The 15,816-nt window shown below is 45.5% G+C and carries 15 protein-coding genes; 11 read left to right on the top strand and 4 right to left on the bottom strand.

Annotation, left to right across the window (positions count from 1 at the left end; all coding sequences use genetic code 11):
* Window positions 1–672 precede the first annotated feature (672 nt).
* Complete coding sequence (locus tag CD004_RS02175; protein ID WP_102261270.1) at window positions 673–1,920, top strand: MFS transporter; 1,248 nt, start codon at window positions 673–675, stop codon at window positions 1,918–1,920.
* Between the two features lie 39 nt (window positions 1,921–1,959).
* Here the strand turns inward: CD004_RS02175 and CD004_RS02180 are convergent, their stop codons facing one another.
* Window positions 1,960–3,189, bottom strand: a complete 1,230-nt coding sequence (locus CD004_RS02180) for a DUF438 domain-containing protein (protein WP_102261271.1) — start codon at window positions 3,187–3,189, stop codon at window positions 1,960–1,962.
* A gap of 145 nt (window positions 3,190–3,334) precedes the next feature.
* Between CD004_RS02180 and CD004_RS02185 the strand changes: the two genes are divergently transcribed.
* From CD004_RS02185 to CD004_RS02195, 3 genes are all read left to right on the top strand, one after another.
* Complete coding sequence (locus tag CD004_RS02185) at window positions 3,335–4,465, top strand: mechanosensitive ion channel family protein (protein ID WP_324782482.1); 1,131 nt, start codon at window positions 3,335–3,337, stop codon at window positions 4,463–4,465.
* 173 nt (window positions 4,466–4,638) lie between these two features.
* Window positions 4,639–5,121 (top strand): peptide-methionine (S)-S-oxide reductase, encoded by a 483-nt coding sequence (locus tag CD004_RS02190; RefSeq protein WP_102261272.1) that lies wholly within the window; start codon window positions 4,639–4,641, stop codon window positions 5,119–5,121.
* Window positions 5,122–5,203: 82 nt separating this feature from the next.
* Window positions 5,204–5,578, top strand: a complete 375-nt coding sequence (locus CD004_RS02195; RefSeq protein ID WP_102261273.1) for a VOC family protein — start codon at window positions 5,204–5,206, stop codon at window positions 5,576–5,578.
* A 126-nt stretch (window positions 5,579–5,704) separates the two neighbouring features.
* On the opposite strand, the gene CD004_RS02200 is transcribed toward CD004_RS02195, so the two are convergent.
* Both CD004_RS02200 and CD004_RS02205 read right to left on the bottom strand, forming a co-directional pair.
* The gene (locus CD004_RS02200; protein ID WP_233434929.1) at window positions 5,705–7,270 is read right to left on the bottom strand and encodes a sodium/solute symporter; all 1,566 of its coding nucleotides are present in this window, start codon (window positions 7,268–7,270) and stop codon (window positions 5,705–5,707) included.
* Complete coding sequence (locus CD004_RS02205; protein ID WP_102261275.1) at window positions 7,270–7,629, bottom strand: hypothetical protein; 360 nt, start codon at window positions 7,627–7,629, stop codon at window positions 7,270–7,272. The genes CD004_RS02200 and CD004_RS02205 overlap by 1 nt, the downstream gene beginning before the upstream one ends.
* A gap of 198 nt (window positions 7,630–7,827) precedes the next feature.
* On the opposite strand from CD004_RS02205, the gene CD004_RS02210 reads away from it, so the two are divergent.
* Window positions 7,828–9,063, top strand: coding sequence for a helix-turn-helix domain-containing protein (locus tag CD004_RS02210; RefSeq protein WP_102261276.1), 1,236 nt, complete (start codon window positions 7,828–7,830; stop codon window positions 9,061–9,063).
* A 72-nt stretch (window positions 9,064–9,135) separates the two neighbouring features.
* On the opposite strand, the gene CD004_RS02215 is transcribed toward CD004_RS02210, so the two are convergent.
* Window positions 9,136–10,869: an ABC transporter ATP-binding protein gene (locus CD004_RS02215; RefSeq protein ID WP_102261277.1), complete on the bottom strand. Its 1,734-nt coding sequence runs from the start codon at window positions 10,867–10,869 to the stop codon at window positions 9,136–9,138.
* Window positions 10,870–11,043: 174 nt separating this feature from the next.
* Here CD004_RS02215 and CD004_RS02220 point away from each other — a divergent pair, with 174 nt between their 5' ends.
* The 6 genes from CD004_RS02220 to CD004_RS02245 all read left to right on the top strand — a co-directional run bounded on the left by CD004_RS02220 (window position 11,044) and on the right by CD004_RS02245 (window position 15,802).
* Window positions 11,044–11,280 carry an ABC transporter gene (locus CD004_RS02220; RefSeq protein WP_158651463.1) on the top strand — a complete coding sequence of 79 codons (237 nt, stop codon included), beginning with the start codon at window positions 11,044–11,046 and terminating at the stop codon, window positions 11,278–11,280.
* A 203-nt stretch (window positions 11,281–11,483) separates the two neighbouring features.
* On the top strand, window positions 11,484–12,149 hold the full coding sequence (locus CD004_RS02225) for a YknW family membrane protein (protein ID WP_102261279.1): 666 nt from the start codon (window positions 11,484–11,486) through the stop codon (window positions 12,147–12,149).
* Window positions 12,150–12,151: 2 nt separating this feature from the next.
* On the top strand, window positions 12,152–13,270 hold the full coding sequence (locus CD004_RS02230) for an efflux RND transporter periplasmic adaptor subunit (protein ID WP_102261280.1): 1,119 nt from the start codon (window positions 12,152–12,154) through the stop codon (window positions 13,268–13,270).
* The gene (locus CD004_RS02235) at window positions 13,267–13,959 is read left to right on the top strand and encodes an ABC transporter ATP-binding protein (protein WP_102261281.1); all 693 of its coding nucleotides are present in this window, start codon (window positions 13,267–13,269) and stop codon (window positions 13,957–13,959) included. The genes CD004_RS02230 and CD004_RS02235 overlap by 4 nt, the downstream gene beginning before the upstream one ends.
* On the top strand, window positions 13,956–15,149 hold the full coding sequence (locus CD004_RS02240) for an ABC transporter permease (protein ID WP_102261282.1): 1,194 nt from the start codon (window positions 13,956–13,958) through the stop codon (window positions 15,147–15,149). The genes CD004_RS02235 and CD004_RS02240 overlap by 4 nt, the downstream gene beginning before the upstream one ends.
* A gap of 251 nt (window positions 15,150–15,400) precedes the next feature.
* Window positions 15,401–15,802 (top strand): hypothetical protein, encoded by a 402-nt coding sequence (locus tag CD004_RS02245; protein WP_102261283.1) that lies wholly within the window; start codon window positions 15,401–15,403, stop codon window positions 15,800–15,802.
* The last annotated feature ends 14 nt before the right edge of the window (window positions 15,803–15,816 follow it).

Here is a 15,816-nt window from a genome sequence, read left to right on the forward strand (position 1 = left end):
AAACGGGACGGAAATGGAGGGGAGCATGTCCGATAGAAGAGCTCTATAGGACAAACCTGGAGGGAAAGACGCGGTGAATGTCCGATTGAAGGGCTCTATCGGACAAACCGGAAGGGAAAGAAGGGAGAAGTGTCCGATAGAAAGGCTCTATCGGACGAACTGGAAGGGAAAGAAGGGAGAAGTGTCCGATAGAAAGGGTCTATCGGACAAACCGGAAGGGAAAGAAGGGAGAAGTGTCCGATAGAAAGGCTCTATCGGACAAACCGGACGGGAAAGAAGGGAGAAGTATCCGATAGAAGAGCTCTATCGGACAAACCGGAAGGGAAAGAAGGGAGAAGTGTCCGATAGAAAGGGTCTATCGGACAAACCGGAAGGGAAAGAAGGAGAAAACTTCCGATAGACCAAAATCTACATCATCCTCATGCTTCCTACCGTATTGATTCGGGATGTGTTTTCGGGTAGTATGGTAATACTATTTTGTGGAAGGGTGACTTGGGGCGATGAATAACTAATCCTGTTTGAGAATGAATTGAAATACACAATTTTTCTGGATAGGATTAGGCTTGCCTTCTGAGAACCCAATGTTAAATATGATCATGCCCTGGCATGGTCTGTGTTCTTTTAATGGTTAAGGTCTGCTCTCTATCCAGTCAGGAATAGGGGGGTTTTTTTATGGCGGAAATTACGCATGACCAAAATGTTGGCATGGGTGCATTGTTTAAAAATCAGGTAATCCGGACAATCTTGTTGTCGGTGCTTTTCCTGCAGATCGGGATCTGGGTCCGGAATTACTCGATTCTCTTGTATGTGATTGAGAAAACGAATGGTAACGCGATTGCGGTTTCTTTAATATCCGTTGCCGAATTTGCGCCGATTTTCTTGTTTTCGTTCATAGGAGGGACGTTTGCGGATCGCTGGCGGCCGAAGAGGACGATGATTTGGTGTGATGTTTTAAGTGCAGTATCTGTTTTCGCGGTGCTGCTGACATTGTTTTTTGGCAGCTGGAAAATGATTTTCTTCGCGACATTGGTTTCTTCCATCCTATCGCAATTTTCACAGCCGTCGGGAATGAAGCTGTTCAAGCAGCATGTACCGATGGAGCTTGTTCAGATGGGAATGTCGATGTACCAGACCGTTTTTGCGCTCTTTATGATTCTGGGGCCTATCCTCGGAACCTTTGTCTATCAGCGTTTCGGAATTCTCGCGGCTGTCGCTGTTATGGGGATTGCCTTCATTTGCTCCGCAGCTGTCTTGTTGTTGCTGCCGGCAGATAAGGAACCAACTGCTGAAAAACCAAAAACAACTTTGATGGAAGAGATGAAGGCGGGATTCCGCTATGTATTGAACAGCAGGGCGTTGTCATTGCTGGGCGGATGTTTCGCGGCAGCAGGACTCGCCATTGGTTTGACCCAGCCGCTTGGCGTTTTCCTAATTACAGATAGATTGGGACTTCCTAAGGAAGATCTACAATGGCTAATGGCTGCATTCGGAGTGGGGATGATTCTTGGAGGCGGCATCACAGTTGCGATTTCGAGAAAGGTTCAGCCGCAGGTGCTGCTGGCAATTGGTATGGCTGCCAGTGCGATCGGGTTCATCGGGATGGGGTTATCAACCGTATTCTGGCTGACATTGACGGCACAATTTTTCTCAGGATTGTTTATGCCATGCATTCACATCGGCATCAATACGATGATTTTACAAAACACGGAAGAATCTTTCATTGGCAGGGTGAATGGCATCCTTAACCCAGTCTTCATGGGGGCGATGGTCATTACCATGTCGGCAGCGGGCTGGCTTAAAACGCATCTTTCCATTGTTTACATTTATGAAACAGCGGCAGTTCTGCTCTTTATTGGCATTATGGTTTTGGTTCCTTTGATGAAAAAAAATCCAAAGGTAAGCCTGGAAGAGGGAGTATAAAGTAAAGGAGGCCCAGTTTATAAGGGCCTCCTTTTCTTGTTACGACAATATCCTTTTTTCACCTTCAAGCGCTTGAATCGGATTGATGTTCTGCGTGAATTCGAGGGTTCCGATATATTGATTGTCCTCATCCCGGACAGCAAAGTAGCGGATGTAGACAAATTTGTCGCGGACCTTGATCCAGAAGTCTTCGGTGTCTTTTTTGCCAGCTTTGAAGTCACGCAGCAAATCCTCGACAACATGGACGCTTCTCGGCGGATGGCAATTCTGGACAGTGCGGCCGATGACTGCTTTTGTTCTCGCAAAAATTCGTTCTTTACCATGTGAAAAATAGCGAACGACATCATCCTGATCTATAAAAGTAATATCGACAGGCAGATGGTTCAGCAGCAGCTCGAGCTGCTTCAATGACAGGATTCCCGTTTCCATTTTGATATAGCCGTCAGAGATTGCCTCTGCGTCAAGGTGTTTGCGGGCAGGCTTCCATTCCTCAGTTGGTGACGTCAAACAATAGCCGATTTCGTCACTTTCATGGGCGATCTTCACCCATTCATCCTCCGTGAAATTCTGCAGTGCCATTGGGAAGAGGATGTTTTCTTCCCTGTAAATCATTTCGCTAACCTCTCTAAGGACAAACTGCACCTCTTCAATGACGCCATTTTTATTGCCATCATAGTTTGTAAGCTTTTTCTTTGCCAGTTTGATTCCGTCGCGGATGAAATCATCGATCCGCCACATATTCGTCGTCGGACCGTAGATTCCGTACTTCTCGAGGTAAGGGAAGATTAAGTTCTCCTTGCGGCTGTAGTGCTTATCAATGTCATAGAGCAGATTGCAGTCCTCCAGCAAAAGGTTGATATTTTCAGCGCTGTCTTCAATTGCAAATTGTTCAAGATGAACTCGAAGTCTATTTTGTAAAAACTGTTCAATCTCACGGTTTTCCATTTCGAATGTATGGACCGGGTGGCCAGGCTGGTTTTCAGGTCCGTACACTGAGTTGTTCTCTTCGATTGCTCCTTTAAAAAGTTCGGAGTGTGCTGCATAAATACGCTGCATTTCGGTAACGGATATATCGCCATCGATCAGCTCGACATGCTCAAGTCCGGCAATTTCCTCGATGGTTATTTTTCCAATAAAAGCATCAAAATGAGCTTTAACCTCATTCACATTTTTCCCATCATGCAGATCTTTGAAAAGCTGCTTTAAAGTCGCCTTTCGCCTTGATGGATCCATTGCTTTCAATTCACGATTATTTATCATTTCACTCATGATTATATTTCCTCCTAGAGTGTGTATTGGTTATAACTGATAATGTTTCTCATGATTAAAATAACACTTACTGAAAAAGGAAGTAGTGATTAAAATCATTGATAACCATTTTTTTCATAGAAATTTACTAAGGAGTAAATATGTTATGATGGAACGAGCAAAAAATAGAGAGGGGAATGACGAAATGACCTGGTGGGAAAACTTTTTGTCTTATGAAGTGCTTGAAAGTCTGGGGATTTCCGTAGGAATCTTCTTCTTATTCCTTTTATTCAGGAAGCTCTTCACAAAATATGTGTTCAAACTGATGCTGAAGTTGGGCCAGAAGACACCGACTGAACTTTTCTCCAGTGTAACCGTGGCTTTTGAGCAGCCGATCCGGTGGTTGTTTATTATTATAGGAATCTATGTTGCCGCGGATTATTTTCCGTTTATGGAGCAATCGAATCGGCTATTTTTAAAGATTATTAGAGCCTCAATCATCATGCTGATTACATGGGGACTCTATAATCTATCTTCGGGTTCATCGTTACTTTTCATGAAAATCAATGATCGTTTTAAGATGGAAATCGACCAGATTTTGATTCCGTTTTTTTCTAAGGCTATTCGGTTCATCATCGTCGCGATCAGTATCAGTATTATTGCACAGGTTTTTGAGTATGATGTGAACGGATTCATTGCTGGACTTGGATTGGGCGGCTTGGCGTTCGCGCTCGCTGCAAAGGACGCAATCGGAAATCTGTTCGGCGGAATCATCATTATTACGGAAAAACCTTTTACGATTGGCGATTGGATTAAGACACCGAGTGTTGAGGGGACAGTTGAGGACATTTCCTTCAGAAGCACAAGGGTCCGAACCTTCGCGCAGGCTGTGGTCACGGTTCCAAACGCCATATTAGCAAATGAATCGATTACAAACTGGAGCAAAATGGGGAAAAGGCAAATCACCTTCAAGCTTGGTGTTACGTATGACACGCCGAGAGTGAAGCTGCAAAGAACGATCCTCAGGATTGAAGAGATGCTGAAATCGAATGACGACATCCATCCAGATACGATTTTTGTAAAATTTGATGAGTACAATGACAGCAGCCTTGACATTTTCCTATATTTCTTCACGAAAACAACTGTCTGGGCAGAATACCTGGCAGTAAAAGAAGAAATCAACTTTGCTATCATGGAAATCCTCGAAGAAGAAGGAGTTTCCGTAGCCTTCCCAAGCCGGACACTTTATGTGGAAACACAGGGGGAGTCCTCAAAGATGGTTGCGGAGTCTATATAGCTAAAAAGGAGCCAGGGAGTAAATCTTGGCTTCTCTTTGTGTGAACAGTTGTTAGCAGCATGAATCTTAGAAGGGATTCATGCTTTTTTTATTGAATACTACTACGAAGGTGTTTAAAACAGTAGTTTTCATAGTAACTGGAGTTATTCTTTTTTACAAAGAGGAGAATCAATATGGAAATAGTATATTTTGCAGGTGGATGTTTATGGGGAGTTCAAGCTTTTATAAAAACCTTACCTGGAGTTCAGTTTACAGAAGCGGGGAGAGCGAATGGAACAACTCAAACACTTGATGGTGATTATGATGGCTACGCCGAATGTGTAAAAACAGGATTTGATCCAACGGTAGTAACAATGAAGGAATTAATGGGCTATTTTTTTGAAATTATTGATCCCTACAGTTTGAATAAACAAGGACAGGATGTTGGCAAGAAATACAGAACCGGAGTATATAGTGAAAACCCTGAACACTTAAAAGAGGCGAAGGCGTTTCTTAGTGAGAGAAATGATTACGACCTTATAGTTGTTGAAGTATTACCTCTTACAAACTATGTGAGAAGTGCAGAAGAACATCAAGATCGGTTAGCTAGATGTCCAAATGATTATTGCCATATTCCAGAAGAAATATTAAGTAAATATAAGATAATCCTAGAGTAATTTAATTCTATATTTTGGAAGGAGACAGTCGCAAAGAAGAGAATTATTTCATAGACCCGATTAAAGATAAGGAGGGATAGATATGAGTCCATCATTTATTGAACAAGTACATTATATTAGAATTCCTGTAAAAGATTTGGAACAGTCTGTACAATGGTATAGAGATGTATTAGGGATTCAGTTATTAAACATTACTGATGATCCATTTGCGATTTTTAAAGTTAATGAGGGAGCTTTTTTACTTATCTTAGTTCCAACTGACGATGAAACATTTGCACACTTTACAGTTAATAAGGAACCAGCTTTTAGTATTGGCTTTACAAGCCCAAAACTATCCGAATTTCATCAGCACCTAATTAATAATCAAGTTAATGTCGAGGATATACAAGAAGATAACGGTCATTCGTATTTCCACTTTTATGATCCAAATGGTAATAAACTTCAAGTACACTGGTAAGAACAAAATAAATTTCCATATTGCATTAACAAGTGTTAGCCATCATAAAACATTAAAATGGCGTGCCAAAACTGATGTCAGTTTTGGCACGCCATTTCGATTGTCATTTAACCTAAATCAGAACGATTACGCTGCTTCGGACTCTTTGGAGTGAACTTGTTTCATGAATTCGTTCACGTCAGAAGGCACTTTGCGGTCAAGCTTGGAGACGATGTAAACGGACAGGAATCCGATTGGTACGGTGATGATTCCTGGTACGTTAAATTGCAGGAACTCTGGCAGTGTCGTCTTGAAGAAGATCATATACATGGAAGAAACTAGACCGAGCACCAGACCGGCGATCGCTCCTTTTTCCGTCATGCCTCTCCACCAGATACCCAGGATAAAGATTGGTGTGAACGTACTGGCCGCAACGGTGAATGCGAGGGCGACCAGGTGTCCGATGGAGGCTTCTTTTACCATCAGACCAAGTACACCGTACAAAACGCCAAGAACAATGATTGAAAGTTTACCAGCGATGACGCGCTCTTTTTCAGTAATGTTTTTACGGAAGAAGGTTGCGTACAAATCATGGGCCAGGGCACCAGAGCTTGCGATGAACAGCCCGGAAAGGTTCGAGAAGACAGCCGCGAATGCACCGGCGATGACAAGGCCAAGCAGCCATTCTCCTCCAAGGGCCTGTGCTGTTGACGGGACAACCATGTTGTTGCCGCCGGCAATCAGATCTTTCATGACAGCTGGATCAGCTTCGCCAGTCAAGAAGATAGAGCGTCCTACTACTCCAAGGTAAACAGCGAACAGGAAGAACGCGCTCGCGATTCCGATTGCCATCAAGGCAGAACGGCGGGCAGCTTTTGCACTTGGGTTTGTGTAGAAGCGCAAAAGGATGTGCGGAAGTCCGATCGTACCAAGTGAAAGTCCGATGGTCATCGAAATGGTTTGCCAGAAGGACGGGAAGTAGTTGCCTGTTCCAGTCCAGACAGAACCGTCGAACGGAATATCTTTTCCATCGGACGTGAAGCCTGCTGTACCTGTGATCGTTCCTTTGAACTCATTAATTGACGCAAGGATATCCTGATAGTGAAGTCCGCCCCAGATGGCTGCGCCGACCATAAGAAGGAATGCGCCAAGGCGAATCCATAATTCAAGTGCCTGGTTGAGGGTAGTCCCCTTCATGCCGCCGATTCCTACATAGAAGATCATGACGGAGCATGTAAAAATAATTCCGAATTCGTAGCTAGTCCCAAAGAACATGCTCAGGATCTGAGCGGCACCAAGCAGCTGTGGGGCCGCATAGAAACCGGAAATAGCGAGTACGACAGCGACGGCTGCAAGGCGGGCACGTCGGCTGTGAAACCGGTAGGCCAAGAAGTCAGCGACTGTATAGGCTCCAAAACGGCGAAGCGGTCCAGCGACGAAAATCGCAAGGAGTGTCAAGCCGATCGAGAAGCAAAAAGCATAGTAAGCACCGTCATAGCCGAGCTGATAGGTCAGGCCGGCAATCCCGAGGAAGGTGGCTGCGCTCAAATAGTCGCCGCCAATCGCCGAGCCGTTAGTGAACCAGCCGAAGCTGCGTCCCCCGACGAAGTAGTCAGAAGCAGTCGCACTTCTTTTAGTAAGATAAGTGATATACACAATGGTACCCATCAAAATCAATGTTAACAGGAATTTTGGCTCAAGGAATGTCGACATCAGCCAATCCTCCTTCCATCAGCAGGAGCTGGGGATTGTTCTGCTTGGTTTTTTAGGCGTTTCTCATACAAAGTCGTATGGATGAGTGCAATGACGAACGCCATCGCCATCGCGACAATGCTTGTGAAGAACCAGCTGTAGGTCATGCCGCCCCACATTCGGGAGAACATGAACTCACCAGCATACCAATTCAAAATAGGAATGGAAAGAATGAATACATAGTAAAAGAGCGTAAGTTTAATGCCAGTACTGAATTCACTTTTCATGATTTGCTTTGTTTCTGGATCAAGCGGCTCGAGCTCGCTGACGTCAATTGTATCAGCCGCTACATAATTATACTCCCGATACTCCCCTGCCAATTATGACTCCCCCTAGTTAAAAATTTGGCTTTTCCCGTTATCAAGATTTCCCTCCTTTAGGTAAGCCATGATATGATTAAATTGATTGTACGATAGAGAATTGTCCAATACCTTACAATAAATTATCAGAAATATACAAATATTTAATATAATTTAAATTTTTATTCACCGATGTGAATAAACAGGGGGGTGTGAAGGTTGCATTCAATTTGGCTTGGTGTTGAAGATGAAGGGGAGTATGGTAAGCTGGCCGCGTGGATATTAGAAGAATGCCAGGAGAATTGTGAGCTCGTAAACGAAGAGAATGATATACATCTAGCGATCATTGAAGTGAACAAATGGCATGATTGGATAAAAATTCACCGGTTCCGTAAACGGAATAATGGCTGCCGGATCATTCCGCTGCTGGACCCGTCACTTTTGCACACCTCGCCGCTGGCAATCGAGTTCAAGCTAACTTACCTGCTGGTAAAATCGGTGAAAAAACGAATTTTTTTACGCACCTTAAAACGAGCGGTCGAAGAGATTGAAAGTGAGAATACCAGATTCGCAGAAAGCGAGGAATCATTCCATCATCTCGATGCGGATCAGGGTATTGCGCGCAATGCCTTGCCATATAGGGAAGCTTTTTTACGGAGACTTTTGTCAGGGGATGTGAAGACAGAGGAGGAGCTTCTGCAATCCCGCTTTTTCCTGTCAGAAGAGGCTGTACCGAATGTCGTCGTTTTTATCCAGGGTTTCGTCCGCTGTCCAGCTGGACGAATACAAGAAGGCTGGCAGGCGCCAACGGTAATCCAGGAATTTTTAAAAAAGGAGTTTGAAGGGGATCAGCTCACCTTCCTATCCTATAGGAAACATCTGCTCATGCTGCTCCAAGTGCCGTCAGAGTATGGTTCATTGAAGCATTGGAAAGAGGGAGAAGCGCGTCTCCTTGAGACAATTGAGTCTTTGGAAAGTGAATATGGGATTCAACTTTATATTGGTGTAGGCTCGGTATATCGTGAACCACTGCTGCTGCACCATTCGTATAAAGAAGCATGTAAAGCAAGACGGACATCGCCATACGAAAGACTGCAGCTTCGCTATTTTGAGGAAATCACGAAGGACGTGCAAATCCAAAAGTGCGCCGAGTACATTTCCCAGTACTGTACGGAGGATTTGTCAATCAAGCAGGTTGCCGATCAAATCAATCTGAGCGTCCCATACTTCAGTCGTATTTTTAAACAAGAAACCGGTAGAAGCTTCGTCGAGCATGTCACCTTCGTCCGCATGCAGCGGGCTGTCTGGATGCTGCGCCACACCGACCACACCGTGGAAGCCATCGCCGAGGAGCTTGGATACAACACTCCTAATTATTTCAGCGGCACATTCAAAAAATACGTTGGCCTGTCACCAAGGGACTATAGGGCAACTGAGGAGATTATTTTTGTTTAGGGGTACTGGCTTGTTGCCGAGAAAATAATAGGAGGTCCTGCCATTATTACGGCGGACCTCCTTTCTTTATGGTTATGCCAGCTGCTGCTGTGCAAACTCCCTGTACAAATCATGCGTTTGAATCAATTCCTGATGTGTGCCCATACCAGTGACTCTTCCTTTTTCGATAAAAACAATTTTATCCGCATTGACGATGGTCGAGAGCCTGTGCGCGATGACGAATGTCGTCCGCCCTTCCATAAGGCGGGTCAAGGCTTGCTGGACGATGCCTTCCGACTGGCTGTCAAGGCTGGCGGTCGCTTCGTCCATCATCAGAATTTTCGGATCGCGGAGGAAGGCGCGTGCAATCGCAATCCGCTGTCTTTGTCCCCCCGATAGTTTGACGCCTCGTTCACCGACTTCGGTATCGAGTCCTTTAGGGAAATCTGCGATGAACTGGTCTGCATAGGCCATTTTTGCGACTTCCCACAGTTGTTCATCCGGAATCTGATCTCCGTTTTCCAAACCGTAATACAGATTTTCGCGGATGGTTCCGGCCATCATCGCGCTTTCCTGTGAAACGTATCCGATCTGGTTGCGCCAGGAGGTGAGCGATAGTTTCTGAATCGGCGTGTCACCAATCCGGATTTCTCCTTTTGTCGGTTCGTAAAAACGTTCAATCAGGCCGAACATGGTCGTCTTGCCACCGCCGCTTGGGCCGACGAAAGCTACCATCTGTCCGGGCTGGGCATCCAATGACACTCCTTCAATGACGGGCTCTTCCTCACTGTAGGCAAAGCTGACATGATCGATGGTGATCGGAAGGTTGCTGATGTTTGTTTCGATTCCTTCCTGGCCTTCTTCAAGCGGCTGGTCGAGAATCTCAATGATCCTTTCTGTCGCGCCCTTTGCTTTTTGCAGCTGGGTAAAGAACATGGCGAACGAAGTGATCGGCATGATGATTTGGAACAAATAAAGCAAGAAGGCGATGAACGCACCTGTCGACATCGTTCCATTCACAACGCGCATTCCGCCGTACGCTATGATGATGACAATGACGACCATGATCATCAGCTGCATGACTGGACCAATCAACGCGAAGATTCGCGCTTCCTTCAACCCAAAGTTGAAGAGCTTATCTATTCCGCCATAGCCGTTGTCCTCTTCAATTTTTTCTGCGGTTGAAGCTTTCATCAAGCGGATTTCACCGAGAGTCTGGGTGATATGTCCGGTGAAAACAGCCGTCTCGTCCTGCAACCCTCGTGCAATCTTAGCCATTTTCCTGCCAAGAGGCATCATAATGGCCAGTGTGAGCGGCACGGAAATGAGCATCAGCAAGGTCATTTTCCAATCCATGACGAGCAAGATCACAACAGCACCGATGATGGAAATGATCCCTGTGGCGAAATTCGGAAAATGATTCGTGATCAACTCTTTTACTATACTCGTATCATTGACGATCCGGCTGACCGTTTCACCGCTGGACTGCTTGTCAAAGTAGCGGATGGGCATACGGATCAACTTCGACCACATCCGTTCCCGCAGCCTCGCCACTACCTTTTGACCGACATAGCTAAGCAGGTAGATGGAAATACCGCTTATCAATGCCTGAATAACGAAGGCAGCGCCAATCGCAATGACAAGCGGAACGCTAATCGCCTCAACAGAAAAGCCGTCGACCAGATTTTTCGTCAGAAGCGGAACCACCAGACCAGCCAGAGTAGTGATGATACTCGCAGCCAGTCCGGTGAAAAGAGCCGCCTTCGGAATATTCGTCGATAAAATCAGTGAAATGAAAGGCTTTAAGCTTGTTTGCTGTTTCTCCATTACTATTCTCCTGTTCTTCTGGATAATTCCATCATAAACCACTTTCAGTCTAGATGAAAATATGGGTGTAAGGCATAAATGAATATGATAATCGCCCCTTTTACTTTTATACATAAACAAGCATTCTGGTACATGCATATGATGAAGGTGAACAATAGTTTGGAGGTGAAGCATATGAGTAACGGTGTTCATGCTGCATGCAGCGTGTTCGAATTGTTTCTTGGAGTCCTTGTGGGGGTAGGATTGATTCTGTTGTCTTACTTTGGACTGATTGGTTTTGTCCTTGGGGGAGCTGCATGGGCTGGTTCTATAAGTACAATTGTAGGGATTATTGGAGTTATCGTCGTCATCCTGTTTGCCTACTGCATCATACGAAGGTTATGGCGTTGTTGTTTTGGCGGCCGATGCTAAAAAGTTAAGTAATATTGAAGAAACAGTCTCTAATTCTTATTTGAGGCTGTTTTTTTGTTCATTTGGCTTTTCCATGCACGAGAAGGATTTTTTTAAAGAAATACTCCCAACAAATTATAAAATTGGTTAATTTTGAAACTTTTTACATACCAGTCTCGTAAAAGGTAAGTCGAAAGGCTTAAAAAGAATGGGAGTGTAATGTAATGGAACAAGAAATGAAAAGCAAAATCGAGAAACCAAGTTTAATAGGGATGTTCTGGAGCCCGGGGGAGCAGTTTGACCGGATACGGCAGAACCCGAAGATTTGGGTCCCGTTGATTTTAGTGAGTGTTCTGTATGCCATTGGCATGTATCTGATGACATTGTCAATGGATGCCTCTTACCTTGGGCTTGATGGGATGAGTGAGGAAGAAGCCGCTATGGTGTTGGCTTTTTCAAAGATTACGGTTGCGATTACAGGAATCCTGACACCAGTGTTCGTAGTGCTGATATCAAGTGCGATTTATATGATTTTTACAAAAATCGCCGGATCTGATGTAACGTTCAAGCAGTTATTTTCAATGAATACACATATCATGATCATCGGTGCTGCCGGTCTGTTGCTGAATATGCTCCTTAGGGCAGCAATTGGAGGGAACCCAGAAATTTTCATCACGAGCCTTGCTGGATTGATGAACAGCGACAAGCCGGGTGTCCTTGGGTCGATTGAGGTATTTTCTATCTGGCAGACGATTTTGACAGCGATTGGGCTTCACCGTGTTGCGGGCTTGTCAAAAGGATGGGCATGGGGCATTGCCATCGTATTCTTCCTGATTGGAATCGGATTTGCAATTTTGGGAGCCATGTTCTCTAACACAATGGGTGTCTAACCATGAATAAGAAGATTTGGATTGCCATTGGGGTGGCCGGTCTGGTCTTGCTGATGGCCGGGGTGAGCATTTACAGGCAGGCTTTTGCCAAGGGGCCTGAAGTGAAGGTGGTAAATCCCGCGAAGGAAGAAATTGCAGATGAAATCATGATCCCCGGAACGGTCATGCTTGAGGAAGAACAGAAAATTTACGCTTCACCGGAAAAAGGGAAGCTTGCAGAGGTTCTAGTTAAAGAAGGCGAACCGGTCAAAAAAGGTGATGTATTGGCAAGGTATGATGCCAGCGCTTTGAACCTGGAAATGGAGCGAGTAAAACTACAGGCGGAATCAGGCTATTTGCGAATCAATCAGCTGGATAAAAAGATAAAAGACGTACGGGAAAAGGAATCTGAGCTCAGCAAGCAAATTGGAAAAAAAACTGCGAAAGAACAGACGGAAGCGGAAATCGACCAGCTTGAGGCTGAAAAAAGGCTGGCGAATATTGACCTCAGACAGGTGCTGCTCCAACAGAAGGACGCAGAATCGCGGTTAAAGGATTTGGAGATTAAGAGCTTGATAGATGGCGTTGTCCTTCAGGTGAATGAGGAAAGTCCAGCAGACCCTGCGGCTGCAGTGAAGCCAGTGATTCATATTGGGAATCTTGATGCGAAAGGAGCCTCCGGTCGTTTATCCGAGTTTGACAGCATGAAGGTAAAAGAAGGACAGAAGGTTAAGGTTCATTCAGATGTCCTGCCAGATCAAGAATGGACTGGTGTCGTCGAGGAAATTGCCGTTTTCCCGGAAGAGACGCAGGCACAGGCATTAGGCGAGAGTACTGCCGCACAATATCCCATCAAGGTGAAAGTCAGCGGCTTGGATTTGAAGCCAGGATTTCAATTAATCATGGAAATCGAGACAGAACGGAAAGAGGCGCTGACTGTACCCGCGGAGGCTGTCCTGACTGACAAGGATACTGTTTATGTATTTCTTGTAAAAGAAGGCAAAAGCCATAAGCAGGAAATTGAGACAGGAATCGCTTTTGGCAGCAAAATGGAAGTCATCAGTGGTTTGAGCGAGAAAGATCAGGTTATAGCCAATCCGTCCGACAATCTGAAGGATGGAATGGAAGTGAATGTAAAGTGATTGAGCTGAAGCAAATTACGAAATCCTTTGAAGTGGGCAGGGAAACGATTGATGTTTTAAAAGGAATCGATCTTCGGATCCAGGCGGGAGAATCGGTCGCGATTATGGGGCCGTCGGGTTCGGGCAAGTCCACTTTGATGAACATCATCGGCTGTCTCGATAAACCGACTGCCGGTGAGTATGAACTGGCCGGTGAAAATGTCTCGCGTTATTTGGATGCCGAACTGGCGAAGGTGAGGAACCAATCAATCGGATTTGTTTTTCAGCAGTTCCATCTGTTGCCGAGGCTGACGGCAGTCCAGAATGTCGAGCTGCCGATGATTTACAGCGGTGTTTCGAAAAAGGTGCGACTGGAAAGGGCAAAGACTGCTCTCGAGAAGGTCGGGCTTGGCGACCGGATGAATCATCTCCCGAATGCTTTGTCAGGCGGGCAAAAGCAACGAGTCGCCATTGCCAGGGCAATCGTGAATGAGCCGAAAATCATCCTCGCAGATGAACCGACAGGCGCTCTTGATACGAAAACGAGCGAGACGATCATGGAGCTTTTTACCGGTTTGAATGAGGAGGGTTCCACGATCGTCCTTGTTACGCACGAGCCGGAAGTTGCGGAATATGCGCAGCGGACGATCATGGTCAGGGATGGTCTGATAGTCTCTTCCACACTAGCTGGAAGGGGGTTGCGCTCATGAATATGATGGAAAATCTCCGGATGGCACTCGGGTCTCTGAAGGCTCATAAAATGCGCTCGATTTTAACGATGATCGGCATCATCATCGGTGTTGGGGCAGTAATCATTGTTGTTGCCATCGGCCAGGGCGGGGAAGCGATGCTGAAAACGCAGCTGACTGGTCCGGGCAATACGATTGAGCTGTTTTACCAGCCGTCGGATGAAGAAATTCAAGCCAATCCGAATATTTTCAATGAAGCCCCATTCGAACAGGAAGATATTCGCGCACTGGAAAAAATACCGGAAATCAAGCAGGTGGTGGCATCAAGCTCCCAGCTTTCAAAAGTTTCATTCGAAGAAGATACGTTGGATGCTTCCACAACCGGAGTGAGCCAGGCTTTTTTCGAAATGAACGATATCAAGGCGGAAAAAGGCAGAAGCTTCACCGCAGCTGATTTCCTTGGCGGCAGAAGGGTCGGGATTATCAGTTATTCGATGCAGGAGGAATTGTTCGGCGGCGAATCACCGATTGGCAAGGTGATCCGCATCGGCGTCCAGCCGATCGAGATTGTCGGTGTACTGGAAAAGCCAACTGGACTGTTCGCATTTGGGACCATGCAAATATACGTTCCGAGTAAAACCTGGCAGGTTATTTACGGCAAAAGCGATTTTAACCAGGTGACACTTCAGGCAGCATCCGCCGATGAGCTTCAGATCGCCGGCAAAAAGGCGGCAGACCTGCTGAATAAATTGCATGACACCGAGGAATCGTACATGGTCATCAACATGGAGGAAATGGCTGAGGGAATCGGCAAAATCACCAAGGTGATGACCTTGATCATCGGCAGCATCGCCGGAATATCCCTGTTTGTCGGCGGCATTGGCGTCATGAATATCATGCTCGTCTCCGTAACCGAGCGAACGAGGGAAATTGGTATCAGGAAAGCGCTCGGTGCGACCAGGTCGCAAATCATGACCCAGTTCCTGATCGAATCCGTCACGCTGACGCTGATTGGCGGGGTGCTCGGCATCCTGGTAGGCTGGGGCTCCGCATCACTAATTTCCTTTTTTGCCGGCTGGCCGTCGCTAGTATCATGGCAAGTCGTGACCGGCGCAATGCTGTTCTCAATGATCATCGGAGTCGCCTTCGGACTGCTGCCCGCGAATAAAGCATCCAAACTCGATCCGATCGAATCTTTAAGGTATGAATAGACATGCAGCGGGTTGCCCTGACTGCTAAATTCGGAAAATGCAGCGGATGCCTGAGAAGGTCTCCGCTGCATTTTTAACTGAAAAAAAACGAGCATAATTTCCAATTAGCTATATAATTCAAAAAGTCGCTATAAAAAGGAAAAACTCGCTATATAAAAACCTTTTCCCTATAAAATCAGTTTCATGGTTTCATATGTATAGCTTTTTGCAATGGATTTCATCAATAGTGACTCAAAGAAGGGGAGAACGCAATGACTTGTCATTATTTTATCGCAACAATGAGGCCGATTGAGGAATTCCATGTGAAGGGTCAGGATTATCCTTTCATAAGTGGTGAGGCTTATAAAAAAGAATTGCCGCTTTCTCTTCCATATGTGTATGAATACGGAAACGAGGATCCTGAATTCATCACCTTTCTGGATGACTTAATGGAATTTGGCGATGTTGTTGAGTTTTACATATATGAAGAAGGAAAACGGGGGAGGCCTTTGTCTGTTAACCTTCCTGAAGAAGCCCGGACGATCAATCTTCTGAAAAAGACCTATAAGAATGAATATGGTGAATACCAGCTGGGCGAGGCAAATTGGAAGGAAGAGCTCGCGAGAAAGACAATTGCCTCGAAACGGAGCATTACCACATTCGTGAAATATTGAACTTCGAAGCGAAG

Source organism: Mesobacillus jeotgali (genome assembly GCF_002874535.1).
GTDB lineage: Bacteria > Bacillota > Bacilli > Bacillales > Cytobacillaceae > Mesobacillus > Mesobacillus jeotgali.

Excerpts from the sequence above, each read along its gene's own strand:
- CD004_RS02185 (WP_324782482.1), top strand. The coding sequence starts at position 3,335 with ATGATGGAACGAGCAAAAAATAGAGAGGGGAATGACGAAATGACCTGG.
- CD004_RS02230 (WP_102261280.1), top strand. The coding sequence starts at position 12,152 with ATGAATAAGAAGATTTGGATTGCCATTGGGGTGGCCGGTCTGGTCTTG.
- CD004_RS02175 (WP_102261270.1), top strand. The coding sequence starts at position 673 with ATGGCGGAAATTACGCATGACCAAAATGTTGGCATGGGTGCATTGTTT.
- CD004_RS02220 (WP_158651463.1), top strand. The coding sequence starts at position 11,044 with ATGAGTAACGGTGTTCATGCTGCATGCAGCGTGTTCGAATTGTTTCTT.
- CD004_RS02245 (WP_102261283.1), top strand. The coding sequence starts at position 15,401 with ATGACTTGTCATTATTTTATCGCAACAATGAGGCCGATTGAGGAATTC.
- CD004_RS02195 (WP_102261273.1), top strand. The coding sequence starts at position 5,204 with ATGAGTCCATCATTTATTGAACAAGTACATTATATTAGAATTCCTGTA.
- CD004_RS02240 (WP_102261282.1), top strand. The coding sequence starts at position 13,956 with ATGAATATGATGGAAAATCTCCGGATGGCACTCGGGTCTCTGAAGGCT.
- CD004_RS02200 (WP_233434929.1), bottom strand. The coding sequence starts at position 7,270 with ATGTCGACATTCCTTGAGCCAAAATTCCTGTTAACATTGATTTTGATG.
- CD004_RS02215 (WP_102261277.1), bottom strand. The coding sequence starts at position 10,869 with ATGGAGAAACAGCAAACAAGCTTAAAGCCTTTCATTTCACTGATTTTA.
- CD004_RS02180 (WP_102261271.1), bottom strand. The coding sequence starts at position 3,189 with ATGAGTGAAATGATAAATAATCGTGAATTGAAAGCAATGGATCCATCA.
- CD004_RS02225 (WP_102261279.1), top strand. The coding sequence starts at position 11,484 with ATGGAACAAGAAATGAAAAGCAAAATCGAGAAACCAAGTTTAATAGGG.
- CD004_RS02190 (WP_102261272.1), top strand. The coding sequence starts at position 4,639 with ATGGAAATAGTATATTTTGCAGGTGGATGTTTATGGGGAGTTCAAGCT.